The 16061-nt window shown below is 35.7% G+C and carries 12 protein-coding genes; 5 read left to right on the forward strand and 7 right to left on the reverse strand.

Going from position 1 to position 16061, the window contains the following annotated elements:
- Positions 1-191: 191 nt before the first annotated feature.
- The 3 genes from NFRAN_RS10445 to NFRAN_RS13955 all read right to left on the reverse strand — a co-directional run bounded on the left by NFRAN_RS10445 (position 192) and on the right by NFRAN_RS13955 (position 2736).
- Positions 192-1796, reverse strand: coding sequence for a PQQ-dependent sugar dehydrogenase (locus tag NFRAN_RS10445; RefSeq protein WP_172602297.1), 1605 nt, complete (start codon positions 1794-1796; stop codon positions 192-194).
- Between the two features lie 386 nt (positions 1797-2182).
- Positions 2183-2653 (reverse strand): DDE-type integrase/transposase/recombinase, encoded by a 471-nt coding sequence (locus NFRAN_RS10450; RefSeq protein WP_172602298.1) that lies wholly within the window; start codon positions 2651-2653, stop codon positions 2183-2185.
- Positions 2599-2736: a hypothetical protein gene (locus NFRAN_RS13955; RefSeq protein WP_172602299.1), complete on the reverse strand. Its 138-nt coding sequence runs from the start codon at positions 2734-2736 to the stop codon at positions 2599-2601. Before NFRAN_RS13955 ends, NFRAN_RS10450 begins: the two co-directional genes overlap by 55 nt.
- Before the next feature lie 305 nt (positions 2737-3041).
- On the opposite strand from NFRAN_RS13955, the gene NFRAN_RS10455 reads away from it, so the two are divergent.
- The gene (locus NFRAN_RS10455) at positions 3042-3428 is read left to right on the forward strand and encodes a hypothetical protein (protein WP_172602300.1); all 387 of its coding nucleotides are present in this window, start codon (positions 3042-3044) and stop codon (positions 3426-3428) included.
- 391 nt (positions 3429-3819) lie between these two features.
- Here NFRAN_RS10455 and NFRAN_RS10460 read toward each other — a convergent pair whose 3' ends face one another.
- The gene (locus NFRAN_RS10460; RefSeq protein ID WP_172602301.1) at positions 3820-5115 is read right to left on the reverse strand and encodes a cytochrome D1 domain-containing protein; all 1296 of its coding nucleotides are present in this window, start codon (positions 5113-5115) and stop codon (positions 3820-3822) included.
- 387 nt (positions 5116-5502) lie between these two features.
- Positions 5503-5982 carry a hypothetical protein gene (locus NFRAN_RS10465; protein WP_134484943.1) on the reverse strand — a complete coding sequence of 160 codons (480 nt, stop codon included), beginning with the start codon at positions 5980-5982 and terminating at the stop codon, positions 5503-5505.
- A gap of 1319 nt (positions 5983-7301) precedes the next feature.
- On the opposite strand from NFRAN_RS10465, the gene NFRAN_RS10475 reads away from it, so the two are divergent.
- Complete coding sequence (locus NFRAN_RS10475; protein ID WP_134484945.1) at positions 7302-7784, forward strand: hypothetical protein; 483 nt, start codon at positions 7302-7304, stop codon at positions 7782-7784.
- A 580-nt stretch (positions 7785-8364) separates the two neighbouring features.
- On the opposite strand, the gene NFRAN_RS10480 is transcribed toward NFRAN_RS10475, so the two are convergent.
- Positions 8365-9426 carry an NAD(P)-dependent alcohol dehydrogenase gene (locus tag NFRAN_RS10480; RefSeq protein ID WP_134484946.1) on the reverse strand — a complete coding sequence of 354 codons (1062 nt, stop codon included), beginning with the start codon at positions 9424-9426 and terminating at the stop codon, positions 8365-8367.
- 637 nt (positions 9427-10063) lie between these two features.
- Here NFRAN_RS10480 and NFRAN_RS10485 point away from each other — a divergent pair.
- Positions 10064-11626 carry a hypothetical protein gene (locus NFRAN_RS10485; protein WP_134484947.1) on the forward strand — a complete coding sequence of 521 codons (1563 nt, stop codon included), beginning with the start codon at positions 10064-10066 and terminating at the stop codon, positions 11624-11626.
- An 868-nt stretch (positions 11627-12494) separates the two neighbouring features.
- Positions 12495-12803, forward strand: coding sequence for a hypothetical protein (locus tag NFRAN_RS10490; protein WP_134484948.1), 309 nt, complete (start codon positions 12495-12497; stop codon positions 12801-12803).
- Positions 12804-13230: 427 nt separating this feature from the next.
- On the opposite strand, the gene NFRAN_RS10495 is transcribed toward NFRAN_RS10490, so the two are convergent.
- Positions 13231-13890: a uracil-DNA glycosylase gene (locus tag NFRAN_RS10495; protein ID WP_134484949.1), complete on the reverse strand. Its 660-nt coding sequence runs from the start codon at positions 13888-13890 to the stop codon at positions 13231-13233.
- Positions 13891-14642: 752 nt separating this feature from the next.
- Between NFRAN_RS10495 and NFRAN_RS10500 the strand changes: the two genes are divergently transcribed.
- A complete protein-coding gene (locus NFRAN_RS10500) occupies positions 14643-15890 on the forward strand; it encodes a patatin-like phospholipase family protein (RefSeq protein WP_134484950.1) in 1248 nt (415 codons plus the stop codon).
- Positions 15891-16061: the final 171 nt, after the last annotated feature.

A 16061-nucleotide genomic window follows, 5' to 3' on the forward strand; every position in this document is an offset into this window, starting at 1 on the left:
CTTAGACTTTTGTCTGGACCACAGATATCCTTCTTATTTTTTAGAATCACGATATCCAATCTATTATTAGTTTATCTGATTTCTCTACCTAATTGCATAGGTATTAACAAAGGTATTATGATACAAATAAGAGATAGTTAAATTCTGCATTACAGCTATTGTCTGATTGTGCACAAGATAATACACTTCGTTTATTCCACTATGACTTCTCCTACCATCGAGGGGTGATAAAAGCAATAGTACGGATATACACCTGAATCTTCGAATGTGATGCTAAAATACTGATTGGGTATTATGGCCTTGGAATCAAATTCTTCACCTGCGTCTTCGTCATCATCTTGTCCTGAGGTCACAGAATGTGAAATTGTGTCACCATTGTACCAGGTTACCGTTTGACCTTTTTCAATTGTAATTGGGTTTGGAGAGTAAGATCTATCTCCGTATAAACCCAAGATAACTGCTGGAATCGAGTTTCCATTTGTATTGTCTTCTTCTCCTCCTCCTCCTCCTCCTCCTTCAGCACCACCACTACCTCCAGCAATAGCAGTTGAGAAAGACGAAGACGAAGACGAAGAAGAAGCGGGTACAATTCTAAATAAAGATCCAGTATAGCTTAACACATACAAATATCCATCTGGACTTACTTCTATATCGGTTATACCACCAAAACCTTGACCAAAAACAAATGGTTGATTTTCTTTCGGATCATTGACTTCTCTGTCTGCTAATAGGGATATATTTCCCGTTAATTCGCCACTATCAAAAGTTAAATCATCTCGAGCTTCATTAAGTATGAATCGGTATAAAAGTCCGTTATTTATATCTCCTACAAACATATTATTCTCGTACTGCTTTCCTAATTTGTCTGAATTTAAGAACTTTAATGCAGTAATCCCAATAGGAGTAACCCACGATAATTTAGGTTCCGCATAACTTGCATTTCCGAAATAAACTAGGTCGTTAGAGGTAGCGCCTGAGCCAAGAAGATCACTCTGTGATAATCCTTGAATCAATGCCCAACCGCTATTAAAACCAGGGTATACCATATTAATTTCATCTCCAGTTGCGGGTCCATTTTCGGTATCCCAAAGATTTCCTGTTACTGGATCAAAATCCATGCCAAAGCTATTTCGAATACCCATCGCATAATACAAGTTAAGAGGCAATTCGTCACCAAAAATGGGTTCTCCAGGTACAATTTGTCCATCCTGAGTTATCCGTAATACTCCGCCCAAACCATTTGGTGCTGGACCGTCTTCTATATTCTGTGCCTGAGTCCTATGTCCGCCTACTTCTCCTACTATAAAGTAAATATTGTTATCTGGACCAATGCGAATTTTGCCTCCATTGTGTTCGCCTCTATCGTTTGGAGGAATTGCAGTTAAATCTAATAATAAAATAGGATTGATCAATTGACCATTCACATACTCATAGCGATAAAGTCTGTTTCCTTCTGGTTCTACGTCGTCTTCAACATCGCTTCCATCTTCATCATTTCCCGATTCTGTGTGTGAAAGAAAAACGTATGTTTTTCCATCCAGTTGTGATTTTGATATGGCAATTCCCAGTAGACCTCGTTCAATACTACTAGCTACTGGTACATCAAGAACTGGCTCCTCCTGTATCTGACCATTTACGATTCTTACGACCTTTCCAGTTTCTTTTTCAGTAACCAAAAGATCATTAGGTGCCAAAAACGCCATACTGGTAGGTATGTCTAGTCCATCTGTTATTTTTTCAACTACTAGGTTATCGTCTTTTACTGTTGGACCTGTAGGAGATAAAGGGGCTTTCATATATGCTCCAAAAGATAAATTGATTACAGAATAATTAGAACACAATAATAATAACATACAAAAAGCAGACAAAATGATTGATTTAAAATGATACCTTTTTGTCAACAATATTTGCTTGTTTTCTTGGTGTTTTATAGCTTTTTCAGGAATTTACTAGTAGAAAAAATAGTACTCTGCTTTAATTTTTTGGTCCTATGTAGATGGTAAATGTGAATCATCATCTGATTGAATATAGCAACATACACGCACCCTATTCTCAATTTAACTCTTATTTCCAAGAATCAAGGATCAAGTAACCAAATATACGACTGATACACTCCCCCTTTATCTTGTATCGGTATTATCACTTGCCTCCTTTTTACAGCATCTAGTAAAAGCGGCTCTGTTCAGTTAACATGTTTTATTTCTCTGTTATGATAGTCAATAAATAACCGCAGCCAATTGTGTACATGCTTTAACTTGCAATTCTTTATTCTACAAGGAAAGTAGTCATCGAAACTTTCGGTTCTATCCTTTATGTATTGCATCTTTCTTTCAATCAGACTTTTCTCCAGAGAGGAATGAATATGGTGATCGAGTTTGAGAAACTGACAAGCCATGGGATACCAAGTCCCACCATCTGTAGAAACTGGGTGCTTTCCATGAACTTTGATCAAATTAGAAAGATATCTTTCTGCAACAAACATGTTTCTTTCTTTAGAGATAGACAGTGCGAGAATTTGCCTGTTTTCGGGTTCAGTTGCAACCCAGAGCCAGACAAACTCTGATCCCACCTTCAACATGGTCTCATCTATTATATACTCTAGAACTCTTCTTCTAGTTGACTTAGCTTTTGAGGCTTGTACTTTTGAATCCAATTCCAAATGGAAACGTGATTTCTCTTGTATATCTGAGATAATCTTTCCGAGGCTTTCCTTAAGGATAGGCCTGAAAAGTACAAATGCAACCCATAATATACATACTTTGAAGGCGTTCTGTTTCTAGTAAGCGTAAAAGAAATGGAATGCTTTCAAGCTATAGGCTTATCGTTAAATGAACAGAGCCGTAAAAGCAGATCATTGTGTTAATATATCAGTTCTACGTATAATACTTATTAAACAAATTATGAGCACAAAATTGCAAGATTTTATGTGCTTTTTGCATGAAAATAAATTAGTTGATATACACAGTGTTCGTCGAAAGGATGAAGTAGGCAGTATTAACCGATTGAAACTACAAAAATACGTATACCTAGCTCAATCCTGTTTGAATAATGATTTCGGCTACGAATTTAACATGTACAACAATGGTCCGTACTCGCCAGAGCTAGCAAATTACTATTACGAAAAACTGGATATCAACGCAATAGAATCCGACATTATGAACAAGAATTGGAAATTAGATGCTGGTTTTATCAAGAGATTCTTGGATTTGTTCAAGAACAAGGAACTAGATTGGCTGGTAGTAGCATCAACGCTGGTAGACAACACTAACTACTTTGAAGAGGAACAAGAAATTCTAAACAAAGTCTATGCAATGAAATCTGATTACAGTAAAAGTTACATAGATGACGTTTGGAATGACTTGAAAGATTATGCCTTGGTAAAATACGAATCAGGTCTAAAGCTGAACAGCCTTTTGTCAGCATTCTAAATAGTATTACTTTTTCATTGTATTAAACCGGTGTTTATAAGATTGTATTGACACCTTCATCCAAGCGATGCATCAGAGCTTCGATGAATATTTGGGTATGATATTTTACAATAAACTGGCAAGCCTATTAATTATAAGGTTCATTCCTTGTTCATCCTCCTTGACTTGTGATGATGAGAATCAATATGTAAATTTGACCTGGGAATAATATGCTATTTCTCATTAATTTCTTACAGTTCCGATGACTTTGCCTTAGTTATAAAAATATTGCGACCGACTTGTACTATTTCTCTAAATCTCAAAATTGTGAATTATTAAAAATATATGCTAATGACTTTACACCTAAAACAGGATATATTAAAGCTAAAAAATTTCAATATATGTTAACTAATCAATTATTGCCTGAAACAGCCAACCAAAATGGCATATTGCCTGTCGGAATCTGTTTAGTCACTTTCAGCTCGTCCGTGTCTATTACAATTATTTTATTTGCATTGGTTATATCAACAAATAGTGTTTTTCCATCCGAACTTGTGCGGATTCCATGTGGTCCTTTGCCCACTATAATATCCTTTATTGGTTCTTGTTTTTCTGCGTCTATAACATTCACCCTATTCGATCCTATGCCCGCAACGTAGACTCTCTTGTCATCTGGAGAAACATCTATTCCATGATGACCCATGCTGACTGGAATTTTCTTTAATATTTGATTTGAAGTTGTATTTATGACTGCCACATCGCTAGACGCCGCATTTGAAACAAAAAGCAATTTTCCATCGCTTGTTATGTCCAAGTTATGTGGACCTTTACTTACCGGCAACTCGTTGATCTTTTCAAATGATGTAGTATCGATAACAATAATTTTATCTCCGCCCTGAATTGTCAGATAGGCTTTTTTCCCGTCGGGGGAAAATACAATATTGTGAGGAATGGGTCCTACCTCAATCTCTTTGATGACCTTTAGATCTTTAAGGCTAATAATGCTTACAGATCCGGATAATTCATTTGCTACAAAGATGTATTTTTTGTCGGGAGTAATTTTGACACCTTTAGGGGTATCACCCACCTTGATTTTTTTTATTAGTTCTCCATTTGTACCATTAAAAATGAGTGTTTCATTGTCACTACTGCTTGTAGAAGCGACTATACTCCCATCGTTAGTCACATCTACATATGTCATTTCATTTCCTGCGGACATTGTTACATTTTGCTGCAAGTCAAATATCGAGTTGTCTTTTCTTTGTGTGGTATAAACATTGTCTGCTAGATTATCAAAGTTATCTTCTATACTACTAAAGATAGTTCCATTCATACTAGCTTTCAATAAAGGCCCAAAGGTTTTTCCACCATCAGTACTAATTCTCATTACAGGATCGTTTGTAGTTTGGTTTCTCTCCCACCATGTTACATATACACTATTCCTCGAAGCCTGTATCTCAACATCTTCTGATTCTGAATCTGTAGTATTACTGAGATTAATCTTTTCTCCAAATGTGGTACCGTTATCATTGGATGCCCTAAACATCACTTCATTATTTCCTGATTTATTAGACCACCATGCTACGTATACGTTATCTTCTGCTATAGCTATTGGAACGTCTTGTACTAGATTTATGTGTCTTCTATCAGAAAATAGTTGAGCATTAGCTTCAGAATATAAAAAAATACTAGTGATTGATGTTAACATGGAAATTACAAACGTACTAATGATTAAGACTGTGCAAATTCGAAGAAACTTGTGCATTTATCTTGTCAAATAGGTAATAGTAATAGTTAGATATATTTTATTATGATGGTGTCGCTCGTACTTTAGACGGAATCATTCACTAGACCTAGATCATGATAGAAATTTGAACAAACAAAAGATCACAATTGATCCAAGACATCAAATGGCGTTGACTTGCTTAGAGAATTAAGGACTTATCTACCGCATAAGCTTTTTTCCAAACTAAACAAAGTGTTGTATTTGTCGTGTTGATTTGTAGCCTCTAAAAAAGAAAATGGTGGGAAATCTGTTATTTTGTTTCTCTACCCGCTGGAATTTAGTTCTGGAGTAAAGCCTTGAGAACTGTTCCTAATCTTGGTTTTTTTCGGCGACGCCGAGATTTTCTATCAGAGTGCCCTGTCTTGGTTCCGTATTTTCTGTTTGAGATTCTGCTTGAGTTTGTCCTCTCAGTATTATGACCTCGTCTGATTGAGATTTATCTTGTGCAGCTGTTCCTGGCTTTCCTGGAACTGCACCTCCCTCATTCCTTGGATCGTATTCCTGTGGTTCTGCTGGAAAATCTGGTTTTGCTACGGGTCCTTTAGTAGTTTTGCAATTTATGGTATAGCCACCATATCCATCACTCAAACAGGTCTGACAATGTTTGCGTATTACGCCTCCCTCGTTATCCAACCAACAGCATGTCTTGGACCAAAAGTCTGATGTGCATTCTTGACTGGATATGGGTTTACCCATTACAATAAAATCATAAAACTGGGTAGAACTTGCTATAGACGATACCGCCACAAAAAAGCCGAGAGCAAAAAGAACCGTACGACCTATCATCATGCTGTTCTTACTCCTAAAGGTACTGGCTTGATTTTTGCCCGAATTTGTATGTAATTGGTTTTTGTATTATTTTGTATTGCATTCAAATTATACATTAATTGCCATTTTATTACAAAATTATATAGCATTTGCTCACTTAATGCAATACTCTAATACTCTAATACTCTAATACTCTAGCAATTATCGAAATTTAATATTATTCTGATTAATATTTATGGTTGTTCAGCGAGAAATTTGTGATCCAACATTGGTTACTAGAATCATGGCTGGTATCCAATCAAAATACACATTAGGTATTGCTTTCGACTCGATAGCTCATTTCATTAATATTACTGCTCTTCACATTGTCCAAAATATTTGGTATGGTGGATGCTTTAATTGCCATTTGAAATATCATGATAATTCATATGTTCATGTACCAAGACAATTAGTAGAATCATTTCATTACCAAAACCATAAGTAAGATATCCACGAATAATAGCGAAATAAGAAGTATAACGAAGCCGTACATTTTGTTTGATTTGGGAAAAAACCGGATCTGTGTTCATTCGTGTTCAGGCTATTATTATATCTTGAAAAACTAAACACTTTCTTTAGATTGTTGACTGAATGTAAGTCTTTTAATTCTTTGAAAACGATAATCAGTTCGAATTGGTTGTTCTAAACCTAACCATTTTACAATATCATCTTCAACATTCATTCGGGCACAAGTGTTTATTCTATTTTAATCACGAAACATTTTGAATGATGTTGCCTATACTACAGTAGTCATGACACCGTCGATTTTACTTGTCAATAAATATTCATTTGTGACTATAATTTGAAACAAAAATCTTGTTTTGTATTGATGACCTATACTAGGAGATCGGGTTCACATTATTTGGATTTTAACATCATCTGATGAAATGGTATTATGAAGTACAATGCCTAAAAAAGGGATATTTGTTTTTGTATTTTCAATTTCTGTAAAATCCATTTTTTGCAGATCTTGGGCTTTTTGCAATAATCTGGCGATAGGAAATCTAATACTAATGAAGGGTGATGCGATAATTAAAACAAGCGAAAAGCGGATGTTACACAATAACCTATAACTTGTACTTCGATGTCGGGGTTGTTAGGTTAGTTAAAATTTATTGTTTTCTTGTCAATAACAGATGCACCATAGAGAATATCATGGCAAATGTGGTATATGAAATAAGATTTGCTTGCTTAGCATACCAGAATAATAAAATAAACTTAAGAAAATGACAGGATGTATATGATCATTATTAACCTTGCACTCTAATAGAATTTATTGAAAGAAAAGGAGAATTAAAGAAATGGAGTTGGAGAAGAAACACTACGAAAATAAAGAATTAGGCATATCTTTTGATTATCCGTCAGATTGGTTTGAGATAACGGATGAGAGCATAATGAGCTTTGGGGCCGATGTACTGATCCACAGCGATTCGGTAATTTTTGGGTTTAAAAGAGTGTATTTAAGAATAACTTCAGACGTTCCGTTTGAAATGATTATAAAAAAAGTATTAAAGGATACAATTTACCCCGAAGAGACAATACTCGAAGAATCACAGTTAGATAAATATCCTATTAGAAATGGTCGCTCTGGAACGGTGATAGTAAAGCGATCATATGGTGACAAGAATATAGTATTACATGAAAGAACGTTTATAATAAATGATAATAGAGATAGTTGTTTTATAACCTTGTTTGAACAAGATCAGGAAAATACCAAAAGCTTAGATTCTCTTAATATCCAAAAGCAACTAGAAGAAATTTATGAATCGTTTAAGTTTTTGTAGCAATTTACTAGATTTGGTTATTTGATGAATTCATAATAGCTTAAGATATTATATTATCAAATTACAATTCCTCTGATAACTATACAATAAAACATAGGATTTTGAACTGGACTTGTAAACCTTTGCGTTCTCTGCGGTAGAATTTGGGGTAACAACCACCCTTGCATAATCTCTTGATCCAGCAGTCTATTAGTAGGTACTTTACACTTAGGGATAATTATGATCCTTTTAATTTTGGGTTGTCTCCAGTGGAGTGCGTAAATTTGATCTATCTACACGCATAGATAAATGGCAAGACATCAGCCGATAATTTGGCTTTCATACCTTTACCAAAGTGAATTGCAATTATCATCGTTATTTATGGTAAAACAACATCATCAAATTTATTTTCATTTCTGGATTTGAATTGGATCTACATGAATGTGCTGAGGGGAATGAGATGATGAAGTGAGCGTGGTGTTACGATACCTAGGCCAAGAGCAAGAACCTGGCAATCATAGTTGAAATGATCAGAAATATTTGCAGAAATAGAGAAGCGATTATTGTTGTTTGTGAATATATATGATTTATCTCTATATTTTTATTTCATTTCCCTAAGCGATGACATGTCAATTACGAATCTGTATTTCACATCGCTTTTTAACATTCGTTCATATGCTTTGTTTATGTCCTCAATTTTGATCATTTCTATGTCTGCAGTTATGCCATGGTTTCCACAAAAATCGAGAAGTTCTTGAGTTTCTGCAATTCCGCCGATATCAGAACCAGCAATAGACCTCCGCCCCATTATCAACGGCGTGGTATTTAATGTGGGCTCTAGGTTACCAGGAAAACCTACAAGCACTAAAGTTCCATTAACGGATAACAAAGGTAGATACGAATTAAGTTCATGCGCATAAGGAACGGTGTCTATAATCAAATCAAACTTATTGTTAACAGCACCCATCTGTTTCGTATTTGTTGAGATCACTACATTGTCAGCGCCCAAATCGCGAGCATCCTTCTCCTTACTTGGAGATCGTGTAAACAGCGTAACATTTGCACCTAGGGCTTTTGCTAGCTTCAATGCCATGTGGCCAAGCCCGCCCAAGCCTATTACTCCAATGTTAGATCCCATACCTATTCTCCAATGACGTAGCGGTGACCACGTTGTTATGCCTGCACATAGTAGCGGTGCGGCACCCCGCGGGTCTAGCTTTTCTGGAATCCTTAAAACAAATTTTTCATTGACAATGATTTTTTCGGAATATCCACCAAATGTAGTTGTCTTGTCACGTCGATCGATAGAATTATAGGTAAATGTCGGACCCTCTTGACAATACTGTTCCATCCCTTGAGTACAAGAAGAACAGTTCTGACACGAATCGACCATACAACCTACCCCGACCATATCGTTGGGTTTGAACCGCCTAACGTCGGAACCTACACTTATCACTCGTCCAATAATCTCATGTCCTGGAACTAGGGGATAAGAGCTCCTTCCCCAGTCATTCTGAACATAATGTAAATCTGTATGACATATTCCACAATAAAGAATTTCAATAACAACATCATCAACACGCGGGTTACGTCGAACGAAATTATACGGGACTAATGGTGCCCTTGCAGAGGTTGATGCATATCCAAGTACATTTATTGTCATTTGTTTATCTTTCCTTTGATATCCGAAAACAAAGTGTTATTTAAGTGATCTCTTTTGTATTTGTCCAGTCAAAGTGAAAGACAAATTTAAACTTGTTTACACTATTGTAATATTGGCTATCTATAGGAGCTTACAAATAAGATCCCTTTTCTAATGACCTCGAACTTGAATGATATACTAACTTTGTTCCACTGAATTTATTTGTGGATAAATCATATGTCTCGTCGTGTTTAAACCCTATTATGATACATTAAGCAATAAAAATAAGAATTATTTTGCATTTGAAAAGAAATTATCTGGCAAGTCTCTACTCTTACCTTGGCAGACAATCAAATGTATTAATGATATTTGGTTGGGAAGCGAAAAGGATCTTTATCTTTTTTGATACATCAATAGACCGAATAATTGATGACTAATGAAGGATTTATTAGACTATTTATTTAAATTCCAAACTATTAATTCGCAATATTTTCATTCAATCTATACAAATAATTATGCGGAGTTATATCGATGGACTCATTTACTTTGACTAAGAATGTTACCCTATTTGAGCGGAAGTAAGTAAGATTTCAAATATCGAAAAAATTATAGGCTAATTCTGATATATACTCTTGATACAGGAGAAGAACAAACACATTTGAAAAATTATCTAAATGGTTTAAAAATTCAAATGATGTCTTGTGTATTGGGTACTATCTTAATCAGTATCGCTCTTACAACTTTTCTCTCGAACCCTTTTTCTAATATTGATCAAGATTCTAATTCCTTTGTAAATATGGCCAGTGCGACGACAGGAAAAGACGATGGTGGCGATAGTAACGATGAAAGCGAAGGTGCTAGTGGAGGTGATAATGGAGATAATGAGGATAATGGTGATAGTGGAACGAATGTCGATGACGGAGAATCAGTTCCTAGTAATCAACCAGAGGGGGAGGTTTTCTATGAAACTGCCGACCAGTTCGAATCAACCAATCCACAAAATGAACAAGAAACTAAAAGTGAAGTATGTACCAATGGAGTTGATGATGACGGCGATGAATTGATCGATTCTGGTGACTCTGATTGTAATGAAATACAGGGATTTTGGTTTGACCATTTTGGAGGACCAAAGCAGGGAATTCCTGCCGAATTCCCTGGTCAATCAATTCCGGGTTCTCAAACAGTAAAACATGAAAGTATATGTGATGATGGTATAGATAACGACAGCGACGGGTTAGCGGATAAGAAAGACCCAGATTGTGTGGGTGGCCTTCCAACTGGTGTTGAAGTAGTAGGAGAAGAGGACACGGGAGCCATTCAACGACTACCTGGTCCGATTTTAACGGATAAAGTTGTAAAACCGCAGGCTGATGACAGCGGTACAACTACGCCAACAACAACTGATGGAGGCATTGCAGTTCAACGTTTACCTGGTGCTGATAAACTTAGCAAACTACCATCCTCCTCCGCCTCGACTGGTGACAGTAGTGGTACAACTACACCAACTACACCTTCCTCTCCTCCATCACCTGATAGCACACCAACTACACCAACTACACCTTCCTCTCCTCCATCACCTGATAGCACACCAACTACACCAACTACACCTTCCTCTCCTCCATCACCTGATAGCACACCAACTACACCAACTACACCAACAGAAAATAGCGCAAACACACCCCCACTACCAGGATCAACGATTACTACAAGCCAATCCCCAGCTCGAATACCTCCTCCACAAGTCATCATTAACAGTGGAACATTCACACTTCCGGATCGTAGTGGATCTTCCGTTTCCACATCCTCACCTTCATTGTCAAACTGTTCTTCAAGAGCATCTACACTTCCATTGGCTACATCTTTATTACAAGACAGAGGAGCGCGACTTATAGTGGCACTTGGTCCATGCACTGTTACCGATGGATCCGTACTTTTGAATCTACCTGAAACAGACGGACTAGAATTAATAGTGGCAAACATGCAAGGAAATCAAGTCCTACAATCGGCTGTGGTCCCGCTGCAAAAAGTGGCATCATTGGCCCCCGGACAAACGCTTTATAACGTTGACCTTAACGAAGTAATGACAGGTAAGGAACCCGTATTAGGAAATGAAGTAACATTGAATGGCAATATCAATGCATTATTACTATGGAATAATGCTGGACAAGAAATCATATTTAATCCTCAGAATTCCGTATCTTTCAGTACGGCTCTCCGATAAATTAAAGGATCAAACTATGGCGGTATAGATAACTATGGATTAATAATTTCATCATCACTTTTATTCTTAGACATAGATAAGCAGAATAATTATCGATAGTAACGCTATAGTGGAAAAGGCTGATATACTATTATTATGCCAAGAAACTATTTTGACTTAGAAGAATCTGTTACCAGAAAGGGGGAGGAGGATAAACGCTGGATATTTATATCAAAGTGGTGAATTATGACCTGTCTCAAACTTTGATATCCAAACGGCGCTGTTGATGACACTATGCTGATTTGATTTACTAATTTCTATGTCCCGTCGATTCATGAAGAGACAAGTATCAAGAAAATCAGACATTTGTTGACAGCACTACAATTAATCGAATTTTTTATCATGGGCAATAGTAAATTACAACCAGCAGCTTTCTCATTGCGTATATGATCTAATATGAAAATATGAAATTCGGCAAGTTTCCGACCTGATGTGCGTTGGATACGGGTCTACATAGTAGAGCCGTTATTTATCCTACACATCATGGTACTCGTAGTAATGGCTTTCTGATAAAACCTTATTTAACAATGATAAACAGCGACCGAGCTTACATCATTAATGTATTTGCATATTTGATTGATATGACGTGTTGGGATTTATTTAGTTGTCTGGGGAGAGTGTTACATCACGATAAGGTTGTGTAATAATGACACATAAACTGTCAAAAGATAAATTAACTACAATGATTTGTATGGTGTCCTCTGAACAGGCGGATCTCTTAACCTCTACTTTTAGTTTACGGTTAATGTAAAGGAGGATGAGTCAAAATTTCCATATGGATTAAAGGTATAATGAACAAAATAATATAAGATCATGTTTCAATACTATTATGGATTATTCACCTGAAGTTGAAAAAATTATTCAGAGAATAGAAGGAATAATTTTATCTTCACTTTATGATCTATACAAAATAGGTATATCGAAGTTGACATTGGATGAATTAAAGTCAAAGATATTGACTTTATTAAGTAATGATTTGGCCATTGACAGAGAACGAATAAATGATCTTACACAAGTGGCGATATCTTCTTTAACCGAACGAGATTATATAATGACTCCGGATAATGGAAGGGAATATCATATAACGTTGTACGGTATCAACGAGTATGAAAAGAGAGAATATCAAGGCTTAATCTAGGTCAAATTCTAAACACGATCAAATCAAAATCGCAACTAATTTCTCATTTTACTTTAAACTCCTCAACTACCGTTATTGAGTTATAATTCCTAATCTGATGTGTAAAACATCGTATAGACAACTCAATCCCATAAAACAATCTTGTGGATTAGACATAACTTCTATTAAACGATACAAGCTAGTGGTATATTCTATTCAAATTTGTTAAATTTGAATAAATCATGTATTATTATTGTTTGTCCTTCCTGGATTCATTAGCGGACAGACTTCATTACCAGAAAAAGAAAACACTAGACAACCATAATATAGGAAACTTTATTTTATAGAACTATTACGAGTACTGCTTCTCCTTATTATTTATAGATGTCAAACTATGTTATAAGTTAGTTAAATGACTAATCGTTCCTTGAAAATCTGATCTGTTTCGTTATGTCTTAACAAGCAATTGTGCAGACTTGAATACATCGATCCACATATCCCATGTCAGGGTTCCTGTATTTGTATTTCTTCTACTAGGATGATATGAAGATATTAATTTCTTGTTCTCACTTATCGGATAGATTAAATTATGACCAAAGGACAATCCCTTTAATCCTGATATTTTACAGTAACCATCAAATGCGATTTTTCCAAGTGTAATAATAACTTTGATGTGGTTTCCTAACAGTTCTATTTCGGTTTTCAAATGTTGACAACAATTCTGTATCTCTATTGGGGTGGGGATATTCTTTGGTGGAGCACATTTAACTATCGCTGTAACGTAAGCGTTTGTTAAATTGTACCCGTCATTCCTTGATATACTCGTTTCCTGATTTGCGAAACCTGTTTCATATAACGCTTTTGCTAACCAATCGCCGGAGCTGTCTCCTGTGAATATTCTGCCGGTTCTATTGCCACCATGAGCTGCGGGTGCTAATCCGATAATTAAAAGAGCGGCATTCAAATCACCAAATCCTGGTAAGGGTTTTGCCCAATAATTCTCTTTGTTAAATCTCTTGACTTTTGTCTGAGCAACCTGATCTATATATCTGATCAAACGAGGACATTGCCTACATTCAATTACCTTATCTACAAAATCATCAAACATTCTTCATACACTCACTAATTAAACTCATCTTAAAAGCATTTACTGCTATTTATGTACTGTATTATCTTGTAACCATTTTTAGTTATGAATGTTGGTATCTATATAGAAATATTTTCCGAAATAAAAGTAGTAATTTTTACACTAATATCATCCAACCGGTTTATTGCACTTTTTCACAAGGCTAAATAAACATACCTCGATCTGTTTTTACTCTGTGTGATTATGGTGAAGGATATAGTATTAGAGTGAGGGTGGATGTAGAGGGAAATTTGTTTATAGGTGGATTAAAAGGTGCGCGGATATCAATGAGCAAGACCTTTGAAGAAATCTTGCAAATATGCAGGCTACTATCTTTTTATAGTCAACAATATGCTAATGTGAATCTATCCTATTTAGAAGTAAAGTTGAGTTTTTAGGATGATATTCTAAATGGTGGTTGGAGGAGAGGGGGGTAGCGGCGGCTGGGAAGAGGAGGACGAGAGAGATGGGTGGATAGTTGGTTTGGAACAATTTCTATATTACGAATTCAAAGAATGACGGTCATGTTCATGTATTTATACACAATATACACGGAGAAAGAATCCATCATTTCACTAGTATTTTGAAGGATGCTTCTTTATCATTTTGCTTCATTTTATCAAGAATGTAAAATAAAAAATATAAATTCATCTAAATTGCATAAAACAACTATCAAAATTCTAAATAAGGAATAATAGTGTATAATTACTTGTCCAAGGATACAGTATTTGATCATGTCCGATAACGGTCTTGAGAATGTGTTGATACTTCAGGGTGGTGGTTCTTTGGGTGCATTTGGTTGTGGTGTCTACAAAGCTCTTGCGAAAAATAATATCAACCTAGATGTGATCGCTGGAACCTCCATTGGTGGTGTAAACGCTGCAATTATAGCTGGCAGCAGAAAAGAGGAACGTGTAGATCAGCTCTTGGAGGATTTTTGGTTGGAACTGTCAGAAGGCTTTATAGATATCGACAAACTATCTCCTTTTTTTGCTTGGAATAGATACATGAAAACATTTCAGATACCTTCAATGTTGGGTAATTATTCGTTTAATTTACCCTTCTTTGCTGCGATAGGGACAGGAATTAAAGAAACCTATCTTGCAAATGGAATTCAAATGGAGACAAAATTAAAACAAATAAAGTCGTTTTACAGCTCCATTATTTTTGGAAATAGCAAAATGTTTATCCCTAGATGGTCACCGGAATATGCTTTAACTGATCCCGAATATTTTGCACCTCAAAAATGGACTTTTTTATACGATCATTTTCCTTTGGCAAAAACCTTGGAAAGATATATCGATTATGATAAATTGAGGCCTGGGGGTCGTTCTAAGGCTCGATTAATTTTAACAGCGGTTAATGTTTTAAATGCACGTCCATTAACATTTGATAGCCATAAGGAGCAAATAACTGCTAAGCATGTCTTAGCGACATCTGCCTATCCATCATATAACTTTCCTTGGGTTGAAGTAGAGGATGGAGTCTTTGCTTGGGATGGTAGTTTGCTTAGTAACACTCCATTAAGGGAGGTTATAACAGCTACACCAGTAAGAGATAAAAGAATATTTATCGTAGAAAATTATCCAAAGAAGATTGATAGTCTACCAAACAATTTGCCTGAGGTTTATCACAGAGCTCGAGATATTATGTTTTCTGACAAAACGGAACACAATGTGCAAATGTCAAAGGTAATATCAAGGTACTTGGACTATATCGAAGAGCTTTATAAGACAATAGAAAATAATATTGACAAATTACAAATAGAAGAAAAACAACTCAAGAGAATACGTCAAAAATATAAAGTATACAAACAAGAACACGGAGCCGAGATAAAAGAAATTTACTATGTGAAACGTGACGAGCCAAATCCGCATATAACGGAAAATGCTGATTTTTCACCAGAAACAATCAAAAGCGCAATTAAGGAAGGAGAAGAAAAAACAAACGAAATAATAAAAAATAAAAAGTTCGAGAAATAATTCAGATCACAATATACAGGGTACTTTTGCTGATTTGTTATTACTGTTAACTTGGTTTACATATCTCCCTACATCCCGCATATAAAAGAGGGAAATTAGCGACTAAATAAATATAGGGATTACACCTGAGAATTCTTTTCTTATACCTGTACTTTAATGATACTATTGTAT

Source organism: Candidatus Nitrosocosmicus franklandus (assembly GCF_900696045.1).
GTDB lineage: Archaea > Thermoproteota > Nitrososphaeria > Nitrososphaerales > Nitrososphaeraceae > Nitrosocosmicus > Nitrosocosmicus franklandus_A.